The sequence below is a fragment of the Parapedobacter indicus genome, from assembly GCF_900113765.1.
Taxonomy (GTDB): domain Bacteria; phylum Bacteroidota; class Bacteroidia; order Sphingobacteriales; family Sphingobacteriaceae; genus Parapedobacter; species Parapedobacter indicus.
In genome coordinates, this window is sequence record NZ_FOQO01000004.1 from 356,445 (window position 1) to 378,761 (window position 22,317).

Here is a 22,317-nt window from a genome sequence, read left to right on the forward strand (position 1 = left end):
ACGAAATTTTGACATGAGCATCATATATCAAGCCTATCTATATCGGACATCTTTTTTCATCCTATTGTTAGGTTGTTGCGCTGTATCCAAAGCCATCGCAACACCATTGGATTCAATTGGGGTAAAATATGAGAACGGCAAAAAAATTATCATTCATCAATTGGAAGCCAAGGAGACTTATTTTGGACTAAGTCGTCATTATGGTATCCCCGTAAAACAGATTATTGCCGCAAACGGAAATAAACCCCTGAAAGTGGGTGACACCGTGCAAATTCCGATGGGCTCATACGAGTCGGTTACGGCCGCAAATACCTCTGCTAGCGCTGCGCAGCAACAGCCTTCACAGTCCCCTGTATTAGCCCAGGGTGAGTATACGACATATAAAGTGGGAAAACGTGAAACGCTATTTACTATTTCAAAGCGATTCATCATATCCGTCGAAAGCATCAAGCGGGCAAATGGACTCACCGGCGACTCATTGAAAATAGGTCAAATCCTGAAGATTCCTAACGAAGAGCTTCCTCCTCCTCCCAAAATGAGTGAAATCATCGTGCCAGACACCGCCGATACGGACGCGGAGGGAGAAAATATGGAAATTCCAACAAACCGGTATGGCATCCGTGAAATGACAGAAAAAGGGATCGGTGTATGGATAGACGACCTGAATCAGGAAAGTGGAAGCATGTTGGCGCTGCATAAAACTGCTCCTATCGGCACGGTAATAAAAATCACCAACCCAATGACCAACCGCACGACCTTCGCCAAAGTTGTCGGCAAATTTGCCGACACCGCGGAAACCAAAAATGCTGTTATTGTCATTTCCAAATCTGCTGCATCCCTTATTGGTGTGCTAGATAGACGCTTCCAAGTTGAAATCGCATACGGTGCCCCCAATGAAGGCAATTGAGCCCTACGTAGTCGGCATCGCCGGAAGCAGCGGATCGGGCAAAACGTTTTTTCTTAATTGCTTTATCAACCATTTTTCCAAGCACGAGGTGGCCCTGGTTTCACAGGACGATTACTATATACCCGCCCACACCAAAACTCAGGAGGAAAACAAGCTTTATAATTTCGATCTGCCAACCGCTATCGACCGAGATGCTTTTTATAGGGATATCCGTTTGCTTTTCGAAGGACAGACGGTATACCGCGAAGAATATACCTTCAATAATCCTGCCTTGAAGCCAAAAATAATGGAAATCAAGCCCGCCCCTGTCTTGATAGTCGAAGGTTTGTTCATTTTCTTCTACGAGGAAATCAACGACTTACTCAATCACCGGATATTCTTGCATGCTGAAGAGGATATTGCCCTGCAGCGGCGATTAAAACGGGACTTTATTGAACGTGGGTATCTCGAAGAAGACGTACGGTATAAATGGGTAAATCACGTAATGCCAGCGTACCGTCAATACCTCCTCCCGTTTCGGGAACAATGCGACCGCATCCTCATCAACAATACCGATGACCCAGCTCCGATTATCGCCATCACCGATGAAATATCCGCTGAACTGAGAACCCTTGTGCCGGGACTAAGCCCGTCAACCTCCTAACTGCATTTCGGGCACGTTGTCTGCTGCAGAAAAACGCCCCGCTGTCGCATTCCGTATTTCGTTTACACTCACACCCGGAGCACGTTCAATCAGCTGAAACCCGCCATTTTCAATATCGATTTCAAAAACTGCCATTTCGGTCACTACCTTGCGGATACAGCGTATGCCAGTCAGCGGCAAGGTACAATTCCGGAGCAACTTGCTATCACCCGACTTGCTCACCTGCTGCATAGCCACAATGATATTCTTCGCAGAAGCCACCAGATCCATTGCTCCGCCCATTCCTTTTACCAATTTACCGGGAATCTTCCAGTTGGCGATATCCCCGTATTCCGATACCTCCATCGCACCTAATATCGTGAGGTCTACTTTCTGCGCCCGGATCATGCCAAAACTCATCGCTGAATCGAAAACCGCGGAACCGGGCAGCATGGTAATGGTCTGCTTCCCCGCGTTGATAAGGTCTGAATCTTCTTCCCCTTCGTAAGGAAAAGGCCCCATACCCAGCAGACCATTTTCCGACTGAAGCACCACATGGGTATCCTCAGGAATGTAATTGGCCACCAAAGTCGGAATACCGATTCCAAGATTAACGTAATAACCATCTTTGATTTCCTTCGCGATCCGTCTCGCAATTCCGTCTTTATCCAGCATAATCTTCTGCTTTGGTTACGTCCAAACCTTCGTATTTGCGGACTGTTCGCTGTTCGATCCGCTTTTCGTAGTTCGCCCCCTGAAAAATCCGGTGAACATAGATACCCGGTGTATGGATGTGATCCGGGTTCAGCGTGCCTGCTGGAACCAGTTCCTCCACTTCGGCCACTGTCACCTTGCCCGCCATCGCCATAACCGGATTGAAATTACGGGCCGTTTGCCGATAGATGAGATTGCCCGCCGTATCTCCCCGCCAAGCTTTTACCAAGGCGAAGTCGGCCTCAAAGGCCATTTCCAGCAAGTAGTCCTTACCACCAAAATTTCGTACTTCTTTCCCTTCTGCCACTTCGGTCCCTACCCCCGCTGGCGTAAAAATAGCTGGCATCCCATACCCCGCCGCGAGACAGCGGGTGGCCAATGTGCCTTGAGGGATCAGCTCCACTTCCAACTCCCCGCTCAACAATTGCCGTTCAAATTCAGCATTTTCGCCAACATAGGAAGCAATCATCTTTTTTACCTGACGCTGCTGTAGTAACAACCCGATACCAAAGTCATCCACTCCCGCATTGTTTGAAATACAGGTCAGGCTCGAAACGCCCTTCTTTACCAATTCATTGATACAGTTCTCGGGAATACCACACAAACCAAACCCACCCAACATCAATGTCATCCCGTCGATAACGTCAACAAGGGCCTCTTCCGCATCCGTTACTACTTTATTGATCATGTGTTTTCATCCTTTATAACAGGTCATTCCCGCCGGGATATTCGACAAGATACAAAAGTTGCTCCTACCCCGCAAGTTAAAATAAGAAATGCAAAATTTACAGCCCTTAATTGGACTTCTTCTAAATAAATACTATATTTGTCGCGTGATGTTTGAGGAAATTCCTTTTTTTGTTGAAGAACAATCGACAAGCCCTTTCCGGCCGGTCGACCCACAAAATTTCAAAGGATTGAACCCTTACCGAGAGGGCTGCGGATGCGATTTCAAGAAATGCTGTAAAAAGTATAAACGCGGAAAGCAGTGTAAAAAATGCCCAAAGCGGTAATCAACGTTCCACAAAATCCAAATCCCTGTCAAAACTTTCCTTTAGTTGGCTAAGCGCAAATATCGCAACGCCGGTGAGCACAAAAACCATGATATAAGCAGCCGTAACAATATTCGAATGCCTGACGAAAAACTCAAACAGTAACGTAGAAGGAATCAAGGCACCCCGCACGAAATTAGGCGCCGTAGTGGTTACCGTGGCCCGAAGGTTGGTACCAAATTGCTCGGACGCGATGGTTACAAATGTGGCCCAATATCCGATGGCGATTCCCATAAAGAACGCTATCCAGTGAAACCGTTGCTCGGTAAGCCCCTCGCTGCTTAGGTACCACACCGATGTCGCGATAATGAGCACCTGAAATAGAAACACGGCCAATCTCCGTGATCTGGTCAGCTGAGCAAATAAACCTGCGAATACATCACCAAACGACAACCCCAGGTAGGTAAACAAGATCCCTTTACCGGCGCTCAACGTCACCGGTGCGCCCAGCGCCTTCCCGAATTCCGGCGCCTGCGTAACTAATATACCCACCACAAACCAGATGGGCAATCCAATCAGCAGGCAGTAGACATAACGCTTAAACCGTTCTTTATCGGCAAATAACATGCTCAGCTTTCCCTTTTCTACCTGTTTGCTGACCACGCCGTTAAATAGGTTCGATTCAAAGGCACCTACCCGTAGAATGAGCAGCAATAATCCCATTCCTCCACCCGCAAAATAAGCGCTACGCCAATCGAAAAATTCCGACACATAGTATGCCGCGATGGCTCCAAGCACGCCCACGGACGCCACCACCATGGTGCCATAACCGCGCTTATCTTTCTGCATACTTTCACTCACCAGGGTTATGCCCGCCCCCAGTTCACCCGCCAACCCGATTCCGGCTACGAGACGAATCACGGCATACGAATGGATGTCGTGCACAAATCCGTTGGCAATGTTGGCCAGCGAATACATCAGGATGGAGCCGAATAACACTTTAATTCGCCCAAAACGATCACCCAGTACCCCCCAGAGCATGCCTCCCACTAACAATCCACCCATCTGCATATTGAGCACATATTCACCATCCATACGCATGTCGGACTCCGGTATACCGATGTCCTGAAAACTCTGCACACGAACGATCGAAAATATCACCAAGTCATAAATATCAACGAAGTAACCCAAGGCAGCCACGAGTACCAACAACCAGGTATTTTTGGTTTCTGATAGGTTCTTTTTGGTCATGAATTTGAGAATTTACGCCGCTAAATTAAGCTTTTCATTGGATTCTACTTTTTTTTTCATGCAAAGTTCGCAAAGTTTTTATTTATGGCTAATTTAGTGGTCGTGACCATCAAATCGTTGATATTGCAAGGTGAAGGCGAACAGCTTGATTTTAAAAACAAAATCAGCAGCTGTGAAAAAATCGCGAAAACACTGGTGGCATTTGCCAACAACAAAGGTGGGAAACTGCTGGTGGGGGTGGCCGACAACGGTTCCATCAAGGGGGTAAAAAACGAAGACGAAGAAAAGTACATGCTCCAACGCGCCGGGCATCAGTATTGCCGCCCGGCAATAGATATCCGTTTTGAAGAAATTTATGTAGATGATAAATTGGTATTGCTGGCCGAAATTACTGAAAGCGATTCCAAGCCGCATTATGCCCTCGGCGAAGACCAAAAATGGTGGGTATACATCCGTATTCAGGATAAAAGTATTTTGGCAAGTAAAGTGGTTGTCGACGTGCTGCATCAAAGCAGCCAGCTCAATGGGGTCCTGATCAATTATACAGACAAAGCCAAAGAATTGCTGGAATACCTGCAAGTTCACTCCAACCCTCGACTTCCGGAACTAGCTAAACATCTCCGCTTATCCAGGCGGAAAACCCAGCGAATCCTTGTCAACCTAATCGTTGCGGGCGTTATCGAGGTGCATAGCGGCGACCGGGAAGAATATTTTTCCCTATCTTTGTCTGGCAACCCATAATAGGAGTACTATGAAACATACAATCTTACCGATCAGTATCGGCTTACTACTGATGGCAGCATGCAACAATGGCAACCATGAAACCGGTGAAATCGACCGGCTTCGGGAGGAAGCAATTGCCGTGCACGACGAAATTATGCCCCAGATCAGTGCATTTGATCGCAACACCATAAAGATCGACTCGATATTGGCTAATTTACCCCAATTGCAGAAAACCCAACCCGATATAGATACGGCTCAAACCCGCACAGACTTATCAGGACTAAAAAATCGGCTGGAGCTGGCCACTGACTCCATGATGAACTGGATGACAGCTTTCGATGTAGACCCTCAAGACAAATCTGATGCGGAAATAGAGGCATACTACAAGAAAGAAGTTGAGAAAGTAACGGAGATGAAACAGTTGTTTGACGAGGTATCAAAAGAGGCCACCGATAAACTGGCAAAATTTTAAGTGGCCATGCGTAAAAGTCTTTTCTTATTGGTGGGCGTTTGTGTACTAGCCTATGTGGCGGGATGCAACAGCAAGACGTCAAAAACGCTTCCCATCTTGGGATCCCGGGATCCTATAACAAAAGTTGTGGACGGGAAAACCATCACAGATACATTATACCATAGTATACCAGATTTCCAATTGCTCAATCAAGACAGCGTACTGATTACCAATGAGCTATTTAGCAAGGGTGTATACATTGCCAATTTTTTCTTCACACACTGTCCCAGTATTTGCCCTACTATGCAGCGCAACCTGCTGAAGGTGTATGAAAAATATAAAGGCGACGAGCGCGTAAAATTCCTATCGCATAGCATTGACTTCCGGCACGATTCACCGTCGGTGCTTAAATCCTACGCCGAAAAGCTCGGTGTTACCAACGATCAGTGGCAATTTGTTACCGGCAGCAAGGCGGCCGTATATGGCCTGTCCGATAGCTATATGGTATATACCAAAGAAGACAGCAATATCCCCGGCGGCTACGACCACTCCGGATACCTGCTACTAATAGACAGCAACCGGCATATCCGCGGAGCCTATGACGGCACAAACGACGAGCAAATACAGCTGCTGCTCGATGAATTGGCAATTCTGTTGAAAGAATATGAATGACGCGTAATACATCCCTATATACAGGTGTAGCGCTGCTCGTGATTTACCTGCTCTTCCACGCCTGTCAAAGTGAACAAGCAATCCGGACGGCACAATATACGGTGAATGGGCAAAAGCTGTTTACTGCCCATTGTCAAAATTGCCACGGTGCAAAAGGTGAAGGACTGGGTACGCTTTATCCTCCGCTAACCGACAGCACGTTCTTGCTTAAGCATCGGGAACAGCTGCCCTGCATCGTCAAAAATGGTGGTTCCGAGATGCCTCCCAATCCGCAGCTTACCCCCATTGAGGTAGCATATGTCCTTACGTACATCGGCAACTCGTTTGGCAATGAAATGGGTATTTTTACTTTGGAGGAAGTGCAACAAGCTTTGGCGGTGTGTGATTAAATATAATGAACCAAAACCTCCGGTTTATCTATCTACAATACCAGCGTGTTAAACAGGTGATCAAGTGTCCGGTTTGCGTCCATGCAAAGTCCCGGGTGCACGGCGGATAACTGCATAACTGTACTCCTCTTAGCTGTGAGCCAACGGAACCGTTCCGGCGGCGGTAACGCAGCAATGGATCCGCCGGCCTGCTCGCCCTTGCAGATCAAGTGAAACGCTGCCAAACAGGATGCCAATTCATCCCGATCATACGTCGGGCAAAAAGCCTGCAGCTTACCGGAAGGCAATGCATACTTCATATCCAGAAAACGCTGGCTCCGGCAATAAAGCACCACCCCAACGTTGACAAATTCTTCGCGTTCCACCCGCGGTACCCAGCGGATCACGGCATACTCAAATAATTCTTTCCCTGGCATCTTGTGCTTCTTTAACGAAAATCCCCGACGCAGATGCCCGCATCTTCAAAAACTGTATATATACCCCCCGGGCTTCTCCAGGTGATACGCCTTCCCTACCATCGAGCCAATCATCCGGTATCGCCTGCACAATGCGCTCAATCACCGATTCGGTAAGCTTGCCCTTCAACTCGCTTTCTACATCTTCCAACCGCGATGCCCACCGCAACAAGACATGATCCTTCACCTGAACGAACGGCTTAGCGGCCTGTTCCTGCCAGTTGTCCCAGGTATGGTGAAAATATAGCGCCGCTCCGTGGTCAATCAGCCACAACTCCTTATGCCACATTAGCATGTTGGTATTCCTGACCGTCCGGTCGACATTCGTAAGCAGGCAGTCCAGCCATACAATGCGCGAAGCCAAGTCTTCGCCCAATTTATTGACCACCGGATCAAATGTAATCGCGCCCGAAAGGTAATGCAGAGCGAGGTTCAGCCCCTTACTCGCCCGCAGCAAGTCTTGTATCTCTTCATCCGGTTCGGTGCGGCCGAAGGCTTCATCCAATTCCGCGAATACGATTTCGGGTACACGAAAACCCAATGCACGGGCAATCTCACCTCCCAGTAATTCCGCTATTAAGGCTTTACTTCCCTGCCCTGCGCCCCGGAATTTGAGGGCATACAAAAATCCGTCATCCGCCTCGGCAATGGCCGGCAACGATCCTCCTTCCCGCAGCGGCGTGACATAACGCGTCACTTGTACGGTTCGTAATGTTGAATTATCCACGCCCAAACTTAGACATCTTGCATCTCAATTGCAAACAATTGTTGGCTCATACAGACCGTATTGACACTTCAAGAAAAGGGGCTTCGTGTGCAGGAAAATAACTTGAACATATTGATAAGACAAATCTTCTTATATTTGCTCCTACATGGATACTTCAGCACAATACGACCGCATCATCGAGCACTGCCAGCAACTATTTGAAAAGAAAACAACCGATTACGGCACCGCGTGGCGCATTATGCGGCTGCCTTCCATCACAGACCAACTTTACATCAAGGCCCAGCGCATACGTACGCTCGAAGAGAAACGCGTATCCAAAGTAGGCGACGGCGTGCAGGAAGAATACATCGGCATTGTGAACTATTGCGTGATCGCTATCATGCAATTGACTATGGCTGACAACCGGAACGAAAGCCTCCCGCTGAATGAAGTGATGGAAAAGTATAACCAAGTGGTCGCAGAAACCAAGGAGTTGATGTTTGCAAAAAACCACGATTACGGGGAAGCCTGGCGGGAAATGCGGCTCACCTCGCTCACCGATCTAATCCTGACAAAAATCTATCGAGTAAAGCAAATCGAAAACAACGAGGGGCTGACCGTTGTTTCCGAAGGTGTGAAAGCTAACTATCAGGATATGCTCAATTATGCTGTTTTTGCCCTCATTAAATTGGGATTATCCAATAGATAATCATTCTTTAAAGCAGACCATAGATGCAAACTACCCAAACGTATACACGTACCAATTACTTGCTGATAATTTCCCGGATTGTCACCGGAATGCTATTTATCTTCTCCGGTTTTATCAAAGCCAATGATCCGACTGGATTCGGGTATAAATTGGAAGAATATTTTCACGTTTTCGGCACCCATTTCCTCAATGATTATGCCATCGCCCTCGCAGTGGTCATCTGTGGTCTGGAAATCTTACTCGGCGCGCTTCTACTGCTTGGGTTTTGGGGCCGAACGGTGGCCTGGGGTCTATTACTATTGATTCTGTTCTTCACTTTCCTTACCTTCTACTCCGCATTTTTTGAGGTGGTAACTTCTTGTGGTTGCTTCGGCGACGCCATTCCGCTCACCCCGTGGCAATCGTTTGGTAAAGACCTCGTGTTGCTGCTGCTGATTCTAGTGATCTTTGTCAACCGGAATCAGATTAATCCACTTATTTCAGGTTGGTTCACTCAGTCGATCATTACCGTGATGGTGGTCGTAGTTTCCTTGGGAATAGGTATTTATACCCTCAACTTTCTTCCATTTATTGATTTCTTACCTTATAAAAAGGGAAATAACTTGCCCAGATTGATGACCCTACCAGCAGGAGAGGTGGGTGATCAATATGAGATTATCTACACGTTGAAAAATAAGGCGTCGGGAGAAGAAAAAAAGGTGTCCGACAAAGTTTACCTTGCCGAAGAATTGTGGAAAGATGAAAATTGGGAAATCATCGGCGATCCGGAAAGCAAACTTGTCAAAAAAGGGTATCAGATTCCGATATCCGATCTGCTGATTAGCGATGCCAACGGAGATGACATGACCCATGAACTAATTGAAAATCCATATTACAACCTCATAGTAGTAGCTTGGGACTTGGAAAAGACCAACTTAGAGGCCCTTCGCAAAATCAACGCATTGGTCATGAATGCAGCCGAAGCTTATAACATACGTTCTGTCTTGCTTACTGCCAGTAGTACGCAGGAGGCCGAGCAGATCAGTGACGAACTGAATCTACTCGCGGAAATATTTTATGCCGACGCTGTGCCCCTTAAGAGCATGGTCCGGGCAAATCCGGGCATCCTATTGATGCAAAATGGCACCGTGATCGACAAATGGCACTACAATACATTACCCGGTTTCGATACATTAGATAAACTGTATTTTAGCAAAGCATACCAAAATGAATGAGATGAAGCCCGTGTTTCTGATAGGTTTTATGGGAAGCGGGAAGACCACTTGGGGGCGAAAACTCGCTACCAAAACCGAACGGACATTCGTCGACTTGGATGAGGTTATCGTTCATGAAATCGGCATGCCCATCGCCGAATATTTCACCAAATATGGCGAAGCGGCATTCAGACAAGTCGAAAGCCGAACGTTAAAAAACCTACCGCTGAGCGAACCGACAGTGATTTCCACCGGTGGTGGTACGCCCTGTTATTTTGATAATATGGCGTGGATGAATGAAACAGGTACGACTGTCTATTTCTACCTACCCCCTAAAGCATTATGGGACAGACTCGTCCAAACCGATATTGCTTCACGTCCGGCCTTAAAAGGATTATCTGGGCAAGAGTTATTAGCGGATATCACGTCGAAACTTGCGGACCGCACATCCTATTATGAACAGGCGACACACATCGTCAATCATTTATCGCTGCAATTGGATGAATTGGTAGACTTGATACGTTGAATTCCGCACGGAATTCGCTACCTTTATAGCCGTTTACCATTTTAGCAAAATTTCCCTTATGATGGTGTGGCGCACTATCCCGCTCTTGATCGTATCTTTATTGGTTTCGCTTTTCGTGGCCTGCTTGCCATCAAATATAGGAGGCGACTTTCGGTACAATAATCATCGGATAGATCTCATCTCGGTCGATGAATTGTACCGTTTCCTCACCTATCACGAAAAGCGTTATCCTTTGATCAGTGTGCATCGGGGCGGAGCTTCCAAAGGCTTTCCGGAAAATGCACTGGAAACCTTTGAAAACAACTTTCGCCAACAACCCATCATCATTGAGTGTGATATACGTGCGACCAAAGATGGTGTGTTGGTGCTTATGCACGATGAAACCCTCGACCGAACAACCACCGGAACCGGACAGGTACAAGATGTGGAATTTTCTGCATTAAAAAAACTGAAACTGAAAGACATAGAAGGCAACGTTACCCCCTACCGAATACCCACTTTGGATGAAACGCTCCAATGGGGTGCAGGGAAGGTGATTTTTACGCTGGATGTCAAACGTGGTGTGTCTTATGCTTCGGTCATTGATGCCATCCGCCGAAATAAAGCCGAAGCCTACAGCGTAGTTATCACGTACAGTGCAGATCAAGCGGCTGTCGTTCACCAGCTCGCACCCAACGTCATGATTTCCGCATCTATCCAGTCGGCCGGCGACCTGCTTAGATTGAATGACCACAGTATTCCCGATAACCGCCTCGTCGCCTTTGTCGGCACACGTGAGGCAGACAAGGAACTCTACGATCTGCTCCACGGACACGGCATTCTTTGCATTCTGGGCACCTTGGGCAACCTGGATAAACAGGCTGCCGTGCGTGGAGATACAGTTTACACCGCATTGATAGAGCGAGGCGCAGATATTCTGTCGACCGATCGGCCCCTCGAAGCGGGTAAGGCCTTACAGGCCTACCGCATTAAACATAAAATAACGTCCCGTTTTATTAAATAAATACAGATGTCCATCGAGGTTACCACGCTCCACAAGTCTTACGGTACGAATGCCGCGGTAAAAGGCATTTCCTTTCGTGCCAAGCCGGGACGGGTACTGGGATTTTTGGGACCTAACGGTGCGGGCAAATCCACCACATTGAAAATTCTGTCGGGCAGCATTCCTCCCACTTCCGGCCATGCGTCTGTATATGGCTTCGACGTATACCAAGACAGCTTGACTGCTCGTCAACACATTGGCTATCTGCCGGAACATAATCCACTCTATCTGGACATGTATGTGCACGAAATGTTGGCCTTCGCCGCAGGAATCCATCGCATTACCCGTGCTCGTGAACGAATAGCTGAAGTTATTTCCCTAACCGGACTGGAATCCCAACAATATAAAAAAATTAATGAACTGTCCAAGGGCTACCGGCAACGCGTTGGGTTGGCGCAAACCATTTTGCACGACCCTAAAGTACTGATTTTAGATGAACCTACATCAGGGCTGGATCCCAACCAGTTACAGGATATTCGCTCCCTTATCAAACAGCTGGGTATTCAGAAAACTGTTCTGCTGTCCACCCATATTATGCAGGAAGTGGAAGCCGTTTGTGACGACGTGATCATCATCCATCAGGGCCACATCGTTGCTGATTTTCCGTTGGAAGAACTGGCTGTGAGATACCCCGACTTGGACCTGGAATCACTCTTCATGCGGCTTACTACTCCCTCTTCTCCCATCATTTAAACAATATGGCATGTTTTGTGTTAATATCAATGTAGTTAAAAAACTACATTAAAATCAGATTTAACACTAAAAGCGAAAACCATGAAACATGTATTTTTATTTTCAGCACTATTTTTAGCTGGGGTCTTTGCAGTGAATGCCCAAGACATCAATAAACCCCAAACCTCTGCCAACGTAGGAATGACCCCTGTTCAAAAGGGCAATTGGATTGTCGGCGGAAGTTTAGGTAGTTTGGGATACAGTTTTGAAGGGGAAAATTTCAACATTATGTTGAATCCTCGGGCAGGATATTTCATTTCAGACGGTGTTGCAATCGGGTTGGGATTGATCGGCTCGTTGGCCACCGTACCTGATGAAGATGACGTATGGGGATACGGTGTCTCACCCTTTGTTCGTTATTACTTCCCGCAAGGTTCCAGTGCAACGGGCCGTTTTTTTGCACAGGGTGACGTTGGTATTTCCGGTAGCTCACCTGGATCTGGTGCCTCACTGGCACTTGGTGCTAATGTAGGTTATGCCCATTTTATTACCAGTAGTGTAGCACTTGAAGTGACTGCCGGCTATAACTATAGCAAAGCCACCGTTTCGGGTTCAACCGGCCAAAGTGGCTTGGGTGTAGCCTTGGGGTTCCAGGTTTATCTTCCCGGACAGCGATAAAATCTACATAATTAAAGTTAACCACGAAAGCGCGGATGATCTTTGTCCGCGCTTTTTTTTAAATCTATTCACCCCATTTCAAAGATGTTTCCGAATTAAAATTTAGACAAAAAAATTTGATTATATTGATTTAAGCTTATTTTATAGTCTTTTTATAGCGTAAATACAGTAAAAAAGTCTATAAAGACAATGGTTATAATATAAATCATTGGATTTTATAAAACTTAATCTGTTTATTTATTCTATTGATTTAGGACATTGCTCCGAAACTTCTCAAGCACTTCCCGTCCGCTGTTTGTTTCGTAAACGTTTTTCCCTATTTTCGGGGCATTAAATCGCCAACGATTTGCTGAGTATCTACAAAAAGGAAATAGCGGCCTACTTCAATTCGCTCACGGGCTATTTGGCAATTGGCCTATTCCTACTGATGACCGGTCTCCTTTTATGGGTTTTTCCGGATACGAGTATCCTCGATTACGGATATGCAACGCTTGAGAGCTTTTTCCAGCTCAGCCCCTACCTGTTTATGTTTCTTATTCCGGCGATTACCATGCGAAGTATTGCCGGTGAAAAGGCCGAAGGAACCTGGGAACTCCTACTTACGCGGCCCGTACGGATGTGGCACCTGATACTTGGCAAATACTTTGGCAGCCTTACCGTCGTACTGTTAGCGTTGCTTCCCACGTTGATATATGTGGTCACTGTTTATCAGTTAGCGCTTCCCCAGGGGAATATAGATACCGGTGCAATGGTAGGATCTTACCTCGGCTTGGTATGTTTGGGCGCCGCTTTTGTGGCCATTGGTCTATTCACCTCTGCACTCAGCCGCAATCCGATCGTTTCCTTTTTGCTCGCGATGCTGCTGTCTTTTTTGCTGTTTTATGCATTTGATGCACTCAGCAGGATGCCTTTTTTTAACTCCTACAGCTATTTGACTTCCCGCTTGGGTGCCCAAGCCCATTACGATGCCATCAGCCGGGGTGTATTGGATAGTCGCGATGCCTTGTACTTCATCAGCGTGATAACGGTATTTCTCGGATGTACCCATGTCATATTAAACAGAAATCGGAATACGTGGAAAAAAATAGCAATCATTGAGCTCGCTTTTATCGGGGGATTAATATTGATCAATATCCTCGGGTCTTTCTATTTTTCCCGTATTGATTTTACCGCCGAAAAACGGTTTACGCTATCGGTACTTGCAAAACATACCGTAAGCAATCTCCAGGAGCAGGCACACATTATCCTATTGCTCGATGGCAAGCTCCCCTCCGGTTTTGAGCGGTTGAAAAGATCCACTGTGGATTTAATGAATGATTTAGCTACTTATTCCGCTGGCAAGCTGACCTTCGAAGTTGTGAACCCATTGGATGTAGATATACAGCAACAACAAACCAATACGGAAGCCCTTGCTGACAGGGGCATCACGCCAACCAACCTCAATGTACGTACCGGGACAGGATTTTCCCAACAATTGATCTTCCCTGCGGCATTAATTACTTATGGGGATCATGAAATCCCTATAAATTTGCTGCTAAGCCGCATCGGGGCCTCCCATGAAACCGTACTGAACAATTCCATCCAAAACTTGGAATATGCCGTGGTATCTGCGCTGCGCAAAGTCAGTTCGGGCGGACGCCCCCTGATTGGGTTTACCGAAGGGCACGGCGAATTGGACAACCTAGCGCTTTTTGATGCCATCCAGACCCTTACAACCGGATTTCAGGTAGGTTTTGTCAACCTGGACAGCATCACGTTTGAAGGGCTTAACCAACTGGCAGCACTTGTCATAGCCAAGCCAACTCAGGCATTTACCGAAACTGAAAAATTCAAGATTGATCAATTTGTCATGAATGGCGGAAGTGTACTGTGGGCGATCGACCAAACGGATGCTGAACTGGACAGCATGCGTACAACCGGCGACCAGACGGTGATCACCAGGCAGTTGAACCTTGACGACCTATTGTTTACCTACGGGATACGATTCAACTATGACCTCCTCGCCGATATGAATTGTGCACAGATACCGCTCGCAATGGGACGCTTAGGAAACCAAGCGCAGATTGAACTCGCTCCGTGGCTGTTCTATCCGGTTTTTATGCCAGTGACGTCGCACCCGGTCCTAAAGAATCTGGAGGGTATCCGTAGTGAATTTGCAGGCACAGTGGATACGATCACTGTAGCGGGTATACGCAAATCTGTCGTCCTCCAATCGTCCCCGTTTTCACGGTTGCTAAATCTCCCGGCAACGATCTCCCTGCAAATGGTTGAAGAGTCTCCCGATCCCGCAGCGTTTAAAAACAAACCCTATGCAGTAGCAGCACTGCTGGAAGGACCTTTCCCATCCGCGTTTTTAAACCGGCCGGCACCTCCTGGAATCAAAGCACCCATCAAGATACCTGAACGGGGAAAACCCGCAAAAATGATTGCTATTGCGGACGGCGATGTATTCAAAGGACAGGTCAATCCGAACGACGGATCGCCCTACCCCCTAGGTTGGGACCGATATACCGAGCAGCAGTATGGCAACAAGTCCTTCCTGCTCAACGCGATCGACTACCTGACCGACGATGCGGGCATCATTGCACTCCGAGGAAAAGAAATCAAGTTGCGTTTGTTGAATCAGGTAAAGATCAACGAAGAACGCCAGTATTGGCAGCTCCTCAATGTCGCTTTGCCACCTGCGCTGTTGTTGCTGTTCGGGTTCGCACGAGGGTATTTGAGAAAACGGCGTTATACGTCACTGCGGTGATTTGAATAACCCTGCACCAGAGATGAGTACGGACAGGCGTTGCCTCCTACCAAAAATCCTCTGGAAGAATACTGATTATAACAGAAAATAGGGCATTACATTCCACCGTCAATAAAAATGACATCAAGTTTATCCGTCATTACCTGTCCCCTTAGGTCCCTGGCGATAATTTTGCCATCAGGGTCCAGCAAAAAGTTAGCTGATATCATGGTTATGCCATACAGGACAGCCGCCTCGTTTTTCGTGCCCCTGAGATCGGAAACTTGTGCCCAGGGTGAGCCCGTCTGCCTCTATGGCTTCCAGCCAGGCATCGCGCTGGCCCGGGTTATCCATGGAAACGCCCAGGATTTCGAACCCCTTGTCCTTATATTGATCATAAGCTTTGACCAGATTTGGATTTCCCCCCGTCAAGGACCGCACCAACTAGCCAGAAATCTAGAAGCAGGTATTTACCCCTGAAATCGGAAAGCCTTATTGTGTCCCCCTTCGGTGTCTGTTGCCGAAAGTCCGGTGCAATTTGCCCTATCTGCGTTTTATCTTGGGACGCTAGCAGAACTAACGCCAAGCGTCGTATCTAGTTTTGGCTCTTTCCTAAGGGTCAAATACAACAAAAAACCAATGAGTGTCAAATCTCAAGAAAGAAATAAAAAAAAGAGGAATCCCAGAATTAGGACTGGATTATTCCTCTTTTACTGTATCAGTACCTGGAGCGGGAATCGAACCCGCACTCGCTTTAGGGCGAACAGGATTTTAAGTCCTGCGTGTCTACCAGTTCCACCATCCAGGCTTGGGTGGTCTTTTAACAATAAATCCCTTTTTCTCTTTGCAAGAAGAAGGGATCTCTTGGAGCGAAAGACGAGGTTCGAACTCGCGACCTCAACCTTGGCAAGGTTGCGCTCTACCAACTGAGCTACTTTCGCTTGCTGTTTGTGGATGCAAATATAGTGCAGTTTTCCACTTCTGTCAACATTTTTTTAAAAAAATTCACAATTCGTTGTCATTCAAGAGTTCAAGAATCAGTTCGCTCTCATACCCTTTACTCAATGCATATTGAAACAGTTTATTTTTCCGCTTATGGGGTTGCTTTTCTTTTTCCAACCGTGCCTTTGCGCACAGAATGGCAAATAGTTTCTCCCGGTATTCCCATTCATCCAAGCTGGACAATGCCGTCCCTATGAGTGGCGCAGACACCGATTTCAGAATCAAACCCTGCTTAATCTTATACCTTCCCCATCCTTTCATACGAAATCTGCCCGATGCATAAGCCAGCGCAAATCGTTCTTCGTTGAGGAAATTATCCGCAATCAAGTCGGCAATGACCGCTTCCACATCTCCCTGATGAAGTCCCCAGCTATAAAGCTTGTCGCGCACTTCCTGCTGCGACCGTTCCTGATAAGCACAATAGGCTTCCGCCTTCATTTTTGCAGCCATACGCTCCATTTAGCCAAAATGGCAAAAAATTAGATCAGTACCTAAAAAATGTTGAAATTCGTGCCATGGATATAGACGAACGGCTTTACACCATCCGGCAGATCTCGGCACTTATACCGACTGTCCGCATTTCCATCGCGGACGACACGGCAACCGTGGCTACGCTGCTCTTTGACAGCAGAAAACTATCGGACACCGTGCATGGGTTGTTTTTTGCGTTGGAGGGACGGCGTGATGGCCACGTATATATCAGCGATGCATATGCGCAAGGGGTACGGAATTTTGTGGTAGCCGAAAGTAAAGTCGACGTATCCGCTTTTCCGGATGCGAACTTTTTAGTAGTTCAAGATACATTAGAAGCACTCCAAACGTTGGCCGCTCGTCATCGTGATCGTTTTATGCACCCCGTAATCGGCATCACCGGAAGCAACGGAAAGACGGTTGTCAAAGAATGGCTAGTCCAATTGCTGTCGCCCGAATACCACATTGCCCGCAGCCCCAAAAGCTACAATTCCCAAATTGGAGTCGCGTTATCATTGTGGCAGCTTGATGGCACCTCCGATCTGGCGATTATCGAAGCCGGTATCAGCCGGCCGAACGAAATGGGTGCCTTGCAGCGCATGATTCGACCGGATATTGCTGTATTGACGAACATCGGATCCGCCCACGACGAAGGGTTTTCATCGATCGACGAAAAAATCACTGAGAAGCTCAAGCTTTTTGAAGGCGCCAAAATTGCCGTTTTCCCGCCTGTTCACCTTCGTGGTATCCCGATGCCGACCGCGAAACAGCAGCTAACTTGGGGCGTGGACGAAGGGAAGTTGCGAGTAACGGCGCATCAATTGTTGGACGGGAACCGATGCCGGATCCACGCGCGGTATCAGAACGAAGAGCTAACAGTTATCATTCCATTTACCGATGCGGCTGCCCGCGAAAATGCCGTGTGCTGCTGGGCGGTAATGCTTGCCATGGGCTACGAACAAAAGGTGATCAGCGAGCGAATGGTTCTGCTTCAACCGGTCGAAATGCGGCTGGAAATGAAAAAGGGCATCAACCAATGCACGGTGATAGACGACAGTTACAGCAACGACCTTTCGTCGCTTGCTATTGCCCTAGACTTTTTGCAACAGCAGCAGCAACATACTAAACTTACATTAGTATTGTCGGATATACCAAGTGCTACTTTTTATGAAGATAATATTTACGAAAAGGTATCCACCTTATTAAAAAACAGTGGAATAAGCCGACTGATAACCATTGGCCCCACACTCTTGAAACACGCATCCAAATTTGCTTTTTTAACCCACGAAGCATTTCTCGACACCCAATCATTTTTATCCGAATTTCCATCACTGACATTCCAAGATGAAGCTATTTTATTGAAAGGTGCAAGAAAATATGCATTTGAAAGGATTAGTCGGTTGCTGACTGCGAAATCGCACGATACTGTGCTTGAAATCAATCTGAATGCGGTAGAGCATAACCTCAATCAATACAAGTCCCTCCTATCCCCGTCAGTTAAATTAATGGTCATGGTAAAGGCCTTTTCCTATGGGAGCGGTAGTTTTGAGGTGGCCAATCTGCTCCAGTTCAACAAGGTCGATTATTTGGCCGTGGCGTATGTAGATGAGGGTGTGGAATTGCGGAAAGCGGGCATTCAATTGCCAATTATGGTGATGAGTCCGAGGCCAACATCCTTTGATGCCCTGTTGGCGCACCGGTTGGAACCGGAGATATACAGCTTTGCCATTTTAACTGATTTTGTCGGAGTACTGATTGAGAGAGGGCTATCGGACTATCCCATCCATCTTAAACTGGACACAGGAATGCACCGATTGGGATTTTCAATACAAGATATCGATTTACTAATTAACTATTTAAAGGACACATCTGCTGTAAAAGTTCAGTCTATATTTTCTCATTTAGCGGCCGCCGGAACACCCGTACATGATTCATTTACAGAAACCCAACTGGCTAGTTTTGGAGAATTTGCCGAGCGACTGAGCACGACCCTGGGATATCCTGTTATCCGGCATATTGCCAACACTGCCGGTATTCAGCGTTGGCCACAGGCTCACTTGGATATGGTACGGCTGGGTATTGGACTATACGGCATCGGCAATGAGGGCGGACAAATGCTATTCCTGCAACCGGCAAGTTCTCTGAAAACGACGGTAATACAAACCAGAAAGGTGGCAGCTGGGGAAAGTGTGGGGTATGGTAGGCGCGGTCTTTTATCAAGAGACAGCGTAATTGCTACGGTCAGCATCGGCTACGCCGATGGTTATGACCGGCGCTTCGGAAACGGCGTGGGTCAGATGACCATAGGAAATGCAACCGTGCGCACCGTGGGCGACATTTGCATGGACATGACCATGCTGGATGTCAGTGGACTGGATGTGAAAGAAGGTGACGAAGTAACCGTCTTCGGCAATGTGGAGAAATTAGCTAAGACCATTGGTACCATTCCATATGAGTTGCTGACGGGAATATCGCAGCGCGTGAAGCGGGTATATTATTATGGGTAGGGAGTGAAAGAACAAGATTCATAAGGACAAAAACAAAAAATATGAAGAATAAAACAATACGTTTATTTTTTAACTATTTAATCAAAGGCACGTTGGTGACATTGCCCTTGGCCGGTGCGTTGTTTCTAATCGTCTGGATCGTGGCGAGTGTTGATTCGGCGCTCAACTTAAGTGGCTGGTTTTGGGAAGATGAAGCCGGGAGACCGCTTTACGTACCGGGATTGGGTATTCTCACGGTGATTGTCGTCTTGGTTGTCGTAGGCATGGTGTTTACCAATGTCGTCACCGAGCCGATTTATAATTGGTTCAACAGCCTTATCAACCGGATTCCGCTGTTTAACACCTTATATTCGTCCATTAAAGATTTTACAGAAGCGTTTGTCGGAGATGCAAAGAAATTTAATGAACCGGTGCTGGTGGAAGTGAATGAAACCGGATTGAAAAAGATCGGCTTTCTGACGCAGCGTGACCTCCATAAAATCGGCTTGACGGGTGAAGTAATTGTATATTTCCCGTACTCCTACTCATTCGCCGGACAGGTCGTGATTGTAAAGACCGAGCGCGTAAAGCCGCTAAACATGAGCGCTACGGACGCCATGAAGCTCGTTGTGTCTGGCGGTGTAAGTGGACTCGAATAAGGCAGGCCGTACTTGCTTGCCTTACTTGACTATGAGAAACTAACTACTTACGATAGCACTTCCTTGAGTATGCGATAAGACTTTAATCTTGCCCCTTGGTCATAAATGTTGCCCGTAGTCATGAGCTCATCGATGCCGGTTTCTGTCACGAATCTTGAAAGCTGCGATGCCAAAGTTCCCGCCCCCCCAATGAACGTACAGGCGGTCATTTGCTTGACGGCATTTTCGACATCCGGCGACCAATACGGATCCATGGAGGGCACCGGTGGCTGCAGAGGTTTACGTGTGTTGGTCACAATTCCTAGAAACATGCGGTACATGCTTGTGGCCAATACATGAGCTTCTTCATCCGTGTCGGCAGCGATCACATTCACACAGGCAAGGACATAAGGTTTGTCTAATTGGGCCGATGGTTTGAAGTGCTCACGATAGATGGAAATCGCAGTGCGGAACTGCGCCGGTGCAAAATGTGCGGCAAACGCATAAGGTAGGCCCATCTCTGCGGCCAGATAAGCGCTATCGGTGCTCGAACCCAATATCCAGATCGGAATATTTAGCCCTTCACCCGGAAATGCGCGGACGCGTCCATCACTATTGTCATTGCCAAAATATAGCTGCAGTTCCTTGACGTCCGACGGAAAATGATAGGCAGTATTCAGGTTGTTACGGCGCAGTGCCATGGCGGTCAGCTGATCGGTGCCGGGTGCCCGGCCCAACCCGAGATCAATACGCCCTGGGTATAAGGTTTCCAATGTGCCGAACTGCTCGGCAATGGCCAAAGGCGCATGGTTCGGCAACATGATCCCTCCGGATCCCACGCGTATCTGTGTTGTTTTATCCGCTACGTGACCGATAAGGACAGACGTTGCCGAACTGGCAATGTATTCCATATTGTGATGTTCCGCGAGCCAGATCCGCTCGTAGCCCAACTGTTCTGCCAGGCGGGCAATTTCTACCGTACGGGCAATCGCCGTTGCGGCATTCCCTCCTTCGATGATTACGGAAAGATCCAATGCTGAAAGCTTGAGTTGTTTAGCCATGCATGCAAATTACCACATTGCACCCCTGGGAAGCAAGGCGGCTTCAGCATTTTGATGCAAAGATGACTAAAAGCTGGCCATCCTTCCCCGTGCAGAAAAATAGATGTTCATCACCCCCATCACGGATCCGGTGGCGCTGACGCAGTGCGTCTACTTTTAACGGAAAATTCCGGGTGCTGACCGCTGCCTGAATAGGAAACTTACTTTTCTTAAAATCAGCGTATTGAAGCACCTTATCCACATCATACGTTTTACCAATAAAATCAGCTATCCGTTGAGACGACGTGTAGAGATGAGTATGTGGATGCAGCTTGCGAATGCCATAATGCTGCGAAATGAATTTGAAAGCACCCGATTTCAGCAGCGCTGCGTCGGGTTCATACAGGTATTTTTCGGGATCACCCAATTCGGCGACCGCTGATTTTTCCGTGGTTATATCGAGCCTAAGTGTACCGATACTGCTAGTTTGCAGCGCTGCGACAACGAGCTGAGGGATACCGTCAAATCCGCGGGTACGGACAAACAGCAATTCCTTACATTCGTTGTCAACACTGACGATGTGTATTTCGCTGACTTCGCGCAGCTGTTCCAGTGCCGCCGAGATATCGAGTAGTGGAGCGCATTTAATGACGTTTTTTTTTGCCTTTTGCAGTAACCCATCCTGCGCTGCTACCACATCCGGTTCGCAATCTTCCAACCGGAAGACCTTACGCTGTGCAACACGCCGCGAAGGATCTACGTAGATGCAGTCGAAATTATCAGCGGGTCGTTCTGTCAGATAGGCCATACCATCGGACACGACAAAATCGATGTTAGTTGCTCCCAATTGAGAAGCATTATACCGGGCTATCTGTGAAAGCGCTTTATTTGTTTCGCAGTGGACCACTGCTCTTGCTATGCGAGAAAAAAAGAATGCATCCACCCCCATACCACCGGTGAGGTCGGCAACGCGCTGCCCCGGCTGAATCAAGGTTGCCTTGTAGCTGGCGGTGGACTCAGAGGAGGCTTGCTCTATCGAAATCTTTTCGGGATAGTAAATAGACGGTGTTTCATACCAGTGCGGCAGTTTTTTCCGACACCGCTGACGGGCGTCGAGTTGTTGGGCAAGCTCCAGCGATGACACTGCCGGAAATGGACTCTTCCGCAATGCGACATCGGCGGGCGGCGCCGCTTCATGCTCCCGCAGGTAATGCTGTACTTCTGGAGTCAGAATATGTGAATTCATG

Annotated in this window: 25 protein-coding genes and 2 tRNA genes; 15 read left to right on the forward strand and 12 right to left on the reverse strand. The window is 47.5% G+C overall.

The window, feature by feature from the left end; all coding sequences use genetic code 11:
• Positions 1 to 13: 13 nt before the first annotated feature.
• A complete protein-coding gene (locus BMZ56_RS10715) occupies positions 14 to 907 on the forward strand; it encodes a LysM peptidoglycan-binding domain-containing protein (protein WP_090626573.1) in 894 nt (297 codons plus the stop codon).
• Positions 894 to 1,550 (forward strand): uridine kinase family protein, encoded by a 657-nt coding sequence (locus BMZ56_RS10720; protein WP_090626574.1) that lies wholly within the window; start codon positions 894 to 896, stop codon positions 1,548 to 1,550. Before BMZ56_RS10715 ends, BMZ56_RS10720 begins: the two co-directional genes overlap by 14 nt.
• Here the strand turns inward: BMZ56_RS10720 and BMZ56_RS10725 are convergent.
• The 3 genes from BMZ56_RS10725 to BMZ56_RS10735 form a co-directional block, all read right to left on the reverse strand.
• Positions 1,539 to 2,204, reverse strand: a complete 666-nt coding sequence (locus BMZ56_RS10725; protein ID WP_090626575.1) for a 3-oxoacid CoA-transferase subunit B — start codon at positions 2,202 to 2,204, stop codon at positions 1,539 to 1,541. The two genes, BMZ56_RS10720 and BMZ56_RS10725, sit on opposite strands and share 12 nt — an antisense overlap.
• A complete protein-coding gene (locus BMZ56_RS10730; protein ID WP_090626576.1) occupies positions 2,194 to 2,931 on the reverse strand; it encodes a CoA transferase subunit A in 738 nt (245 codons plus the stop codon). Before BMZ56_RS10730 ends, BMZ56_RS10725 begins: the two co-directional genes overlap by 11 nt.
• Positions 2,932 to 3,256: 325 nt before the next feature.
• The gene (locus BMZ56_RS10735) at positions 3,257 to 4,486 is read right to left on the reverse strand and encodes an MFS transporter (protein ID WP_090626577.1); all 1,230 of its coding nucleotides are present in this window, start codon (positions 4,484 to 4,486) and stop codon (positions 3,257 to 3,259) included.
• 84 nt (positions 4,487 to 4,570) lie between these two features.
• Between BMZ56_RS10735 and BMZ56_RS10740 the strand changes: the two genes are divergently transcribed.
• From BMZ56_RS10740 to BMZ56_RS10755, 4 genes are read left to right on the forward strand one after another with little or no spacing between them, the layout of a single operon-like run.
• On the forward strand, positions 4,571 to 5,227 hold the full coding sequence (locus BMZ56_RS10740) for an AlbA family DNA-binding domain-containing protein (protein WP_245893165.1): 657 nt from the start codon (positions 4,571 to 4,573) through the stop codon (positions 5,225 to 5,227).
• Between the two features lie 10 nt (positions 5,228 to 5,237).
• Positions 5,238 to 5,681: a hypothetical protein gene (locus BMZ56_RS10745; protein WP_090626578.1), complete on the forward strand. Its 444-nt coding sequence runs from the start codon at positions 5,238 to 5,240 to the stop codon at positions 5,679 to 5,681.
• A gap of 6 nt (positions 5,682 to 5,687) precedes the next feature.
• Positions 5,688 to 6,332, forward strand: a complete 645-nt coding sequence (locus BMZ56_RS10750) for an SCO family protein (RefSeq protein WP_090626579.1) — start codon at positions 5,688 to 5,690, stop codon at positions 6,330 to 6,332.
• The gene (locus BMZ56_RS10755) at positions 6,329 to 6,721 is read left to right on the forward strand and encodes a c-type cytochrome (protein ID WP_090626580.1); all 393 of its coding nucleotides are present in this window, start codon (positions 6,329 to 6,331) and stop codon (positions 6,719 to 6,721) included. Before BMZ56_RS10750 ends, BMZ56_RS10755 begins: the two co-directional genes overlap by 4 nt.
• Before the next feature lie 32 nt (positions 6,722 to 6,753).
• Here BMZ56_RS10755 and BMZ56_RS10760 read toward each other — a convergent pair whose 3' ends face one another.
• Together BMZ56_RS10760 and BMZ56_RS10765 are read right to left on the reverse strand one after the other, a co-directional pair.
• Positions 6,754 to 7,137 carry a DUF3037 domain-containing protein gene (locus BMZ56_RS10760; protein ID WP_090626581.1) on the reverse strand — a complete coding sequence of 128 codons (384 nt, stop codon included), beginning with the start codon at positions 7,135 to 7,137 and terminating at the stop codon, positions 6,754 to 6,756.
• A complete protein-coding gene (locus BMZ56_RS10765) occupies positions 7,115 to 7,909 on the reverse strand; it encodes a HipA family kinase (protein WP_090626582.1) in 795 nt (264 codons plus the stop codon). The genes BMZ56_RS10760 and BMZ56_RS10765 overlap by 23 nt, the downstream gene beginning before the upstream one ends.
• 139 nt (positions 7,910 to 8,048) lie before the next feature.
• On the opposite strand from BMZ56_RS10765, the gene BMZ56_RS10770 reads away from it, so the two are divergent.
• The 7 genes from BMZ56_RS10770 (at position 8,049) to gldG (ending at position 15,454) form a co-directional block, all read left to right on the forward strand.
• Positions 8,049 to 8,591: a DUF1599 domain-containing protein gene (locus BMZ56_RS10770; protein WP_090626583.1), complete on the forward strand. Its 543-nt coding sequence runs from the start codon at positions 8,049 to 8,051 to the stop codon at positions 8,589 to 8,591.
• 23 nt (positions 8,592 to 8,614) lie between these two features.
• Positions 8,615 to 9,805 (forward strand): BT_3928 family protein, encoded by a 1,191-nt coding sequence (locus tag BMZ56_RS10775; protein WP_090626584.1) that lies wholly within the window; start codon positions 8,615 to 8,617, stop codon positions 9,803 to 9,805.
• A complete protein-coding gene (locus BMZ56_RS10780) occupies positions 9,798 to 10,310 on the forward strand; it encodes a shikimate kinase (protein ID WP_090626585.1) in 513 nt (170 codons plus the stop codon). Before BMZ56_RS10775 ends, BMZ56_RS10780 begins: the two co-directional genes overlap by 8 nt.
• A 58-nt stretch (positions 10,311 to 10,368) precedes the next feature.
• Positions 10,369 to 11,313, forward strand: a complete 945-nt coding sequence (locus BMZ56_RS10785) for a glycerophosphodiester phosphodiesterase family protein (protein ID WP_090626586.1) — start codon at positions 10,369 to 10,371, stop codon at positions 11,311 to 11,313.
• A 6-nt stretch (positions 11,314 to 11,319) separates the two neighbouring features.
• Entirely contained in the window at positions 11,320 to 12,045 is a 726-nt protein-coding gene (locus BMZ56_RS10790) for an ATP-binding cassette domain-containing protein (RefSeq protein ID WP_090626587.1), read from the forward strand.
• Positions 12,046 to 12,126: 81 nt separating this feature from the next.
• Positions 12,127 to 12,702: a hypothetical protein gene (locus BMZ56_RS10795; protein ID WP_090626588.1), complete on the forward strand. Its 576-nt coding sequence runs from the start codon at positions 12,127 to 12,129 to the stop codon at positions 12,700 to 12,702.
• Positions 12,703 to 13,048: 346 nt separating this feature from the next.
• Entirely contained in the window at positions 13,049 to 15,454 is a 2,406-nt protein-coding gene (gene gldG, locus BMZ56_RS10800; protein WP_090626589.1) for a gliding motility-associated ABC transporter substrate-binding protein GldG, read from the forward strand.
• Positions 15,455 to 15,649: 195 nt separating this feature from the next.
• Here gldG and BMZ56_RS25980 read toward each other — a convergent pair whose 3' ends face one another.
• The 5 genes from BMZ56_RS25980 to BMZ56_RS10820 form a co-directional block, all read right to left on the reverse strand.
• Positions 15,650 to 15,874 (reverse strand): peroxiredoxin family protein, encoded by a 225-nt coding sequence (locus tag BMZ56_RS25980; RefSeq protein ID WP_219822841.1) that lies wholly within the window; start codon positions 15,872 to 15,874, stop codon positions 15,650 to 15,652.
• The gene (locus tag BMZ56_RS26170) at positions 15,828 to 16,019 is read right to left on the reverse strand and encodes a redoxin domain-containing protein (RefSeq protein ID WP_219822840.1); all 192 of its coding nucleotides are present in this window, start codon (positions 16,017 to 16,019) and stop codon (positions 15,828 to 15,830) included. The genes BMZ56_RS25980 and BMZ56_RS26170 overlap by 47 nt, the downstream gene beginning before the upstream one ends.
• A 136-nt stretch (positions 16,020 to 16,155) precedes the next feature.
• Positions 16,156 to 16,241 (reverse strand) — tRNA-Leu (locus BMZ56_RS10810).
• Positions 16,242 to 16,298: 57 nt separating this feature from the next.
• Positions 16,299 to 16,374, reverse strand: a tRNA-Gly gene (locus BMZ56_RS10815).
• Positions 16,375 to 16,438: 64 nt separating this feature from the next.
• Complete coding sequence (locus tag BMZ56_RS10820) at positions 16,439 to 16,885, reverse strand: regulatory protein RecX (protein WP_245893169.1); 447 nt, start codon at positions 16,883 to 16,885, stop codon at positions 16,439 to 16,441.
• A gap of 65 nt (positions 16,886 to 16,950) precedes the next feature.
• On the opposite strand from BMZ56_RS10820, the gene BMZ56_RS10825 reads away from it, so the two are divergent.
• On the forward strand, positions 16,951 to 19,413 hold the full coding sequence (locus BMZ56_RS10825) for a bifunctional UDP-N-acetylmuramoyl-tripeptide:D-alanyl-D-alanine ligase/alanine racemase (RefSeq protein WP_090626591.1): 2,463 nt from the start codon (positions 16,951 to 16,953) through the stop codon (positions 19,411 to 19,413).
• 41 nt (positions 19,414 to 19,454) lie between these two features.
• Positions 19,455 to 20,051 (forward strand): DUF502 domain-containing protein, encoded by a 597-nt coding sequence (locus BMZ56_RS10830; protein WP_090626592.1) that lies wholly within the window; start codon positions 19,455 to 19,457, stop codon positions 20,049 to 20,051.
• A gap of 47 nt (positions 20,052 to 20,098) precedes the next feature.
• Here BMZ56_RS10830 and BMZ56_RS10835 read toward each other — a convergent pair whose 3' ends face one another.
• Both BMZ56_RS10835 and BMZ56_RS10840 read right to left on the reverse strand, forming a co-directional pair.
• On the reverse strand, positions 20,099 to 21,091 hold the full coding sequence (locus tag BMZ56_RS10835; protein ID WP_090626593.1) for an LLM class flavin-dependent oxidoreductase: 993 nt from the start codon (positions 21,089 to 21,091) through the stop codon (positions 20,099 to 20,101).
• Positions 21,092 to 21,134: 43 nt separating this feature from the next.
• On the reverse strand, positions 21,135 to 22,316 hold the full coding sequence (locus BMZ56_RS10840; RefSeq protein ID WP_090626594.1) for a THUMP-like domain-containing protein: 1,182 nt from the start codon (positions 22,314 to 22,316) through the stop codon (positions 21,135 to 21,137).
• Position 22,317: the final 1 nt, after the last annotated feature.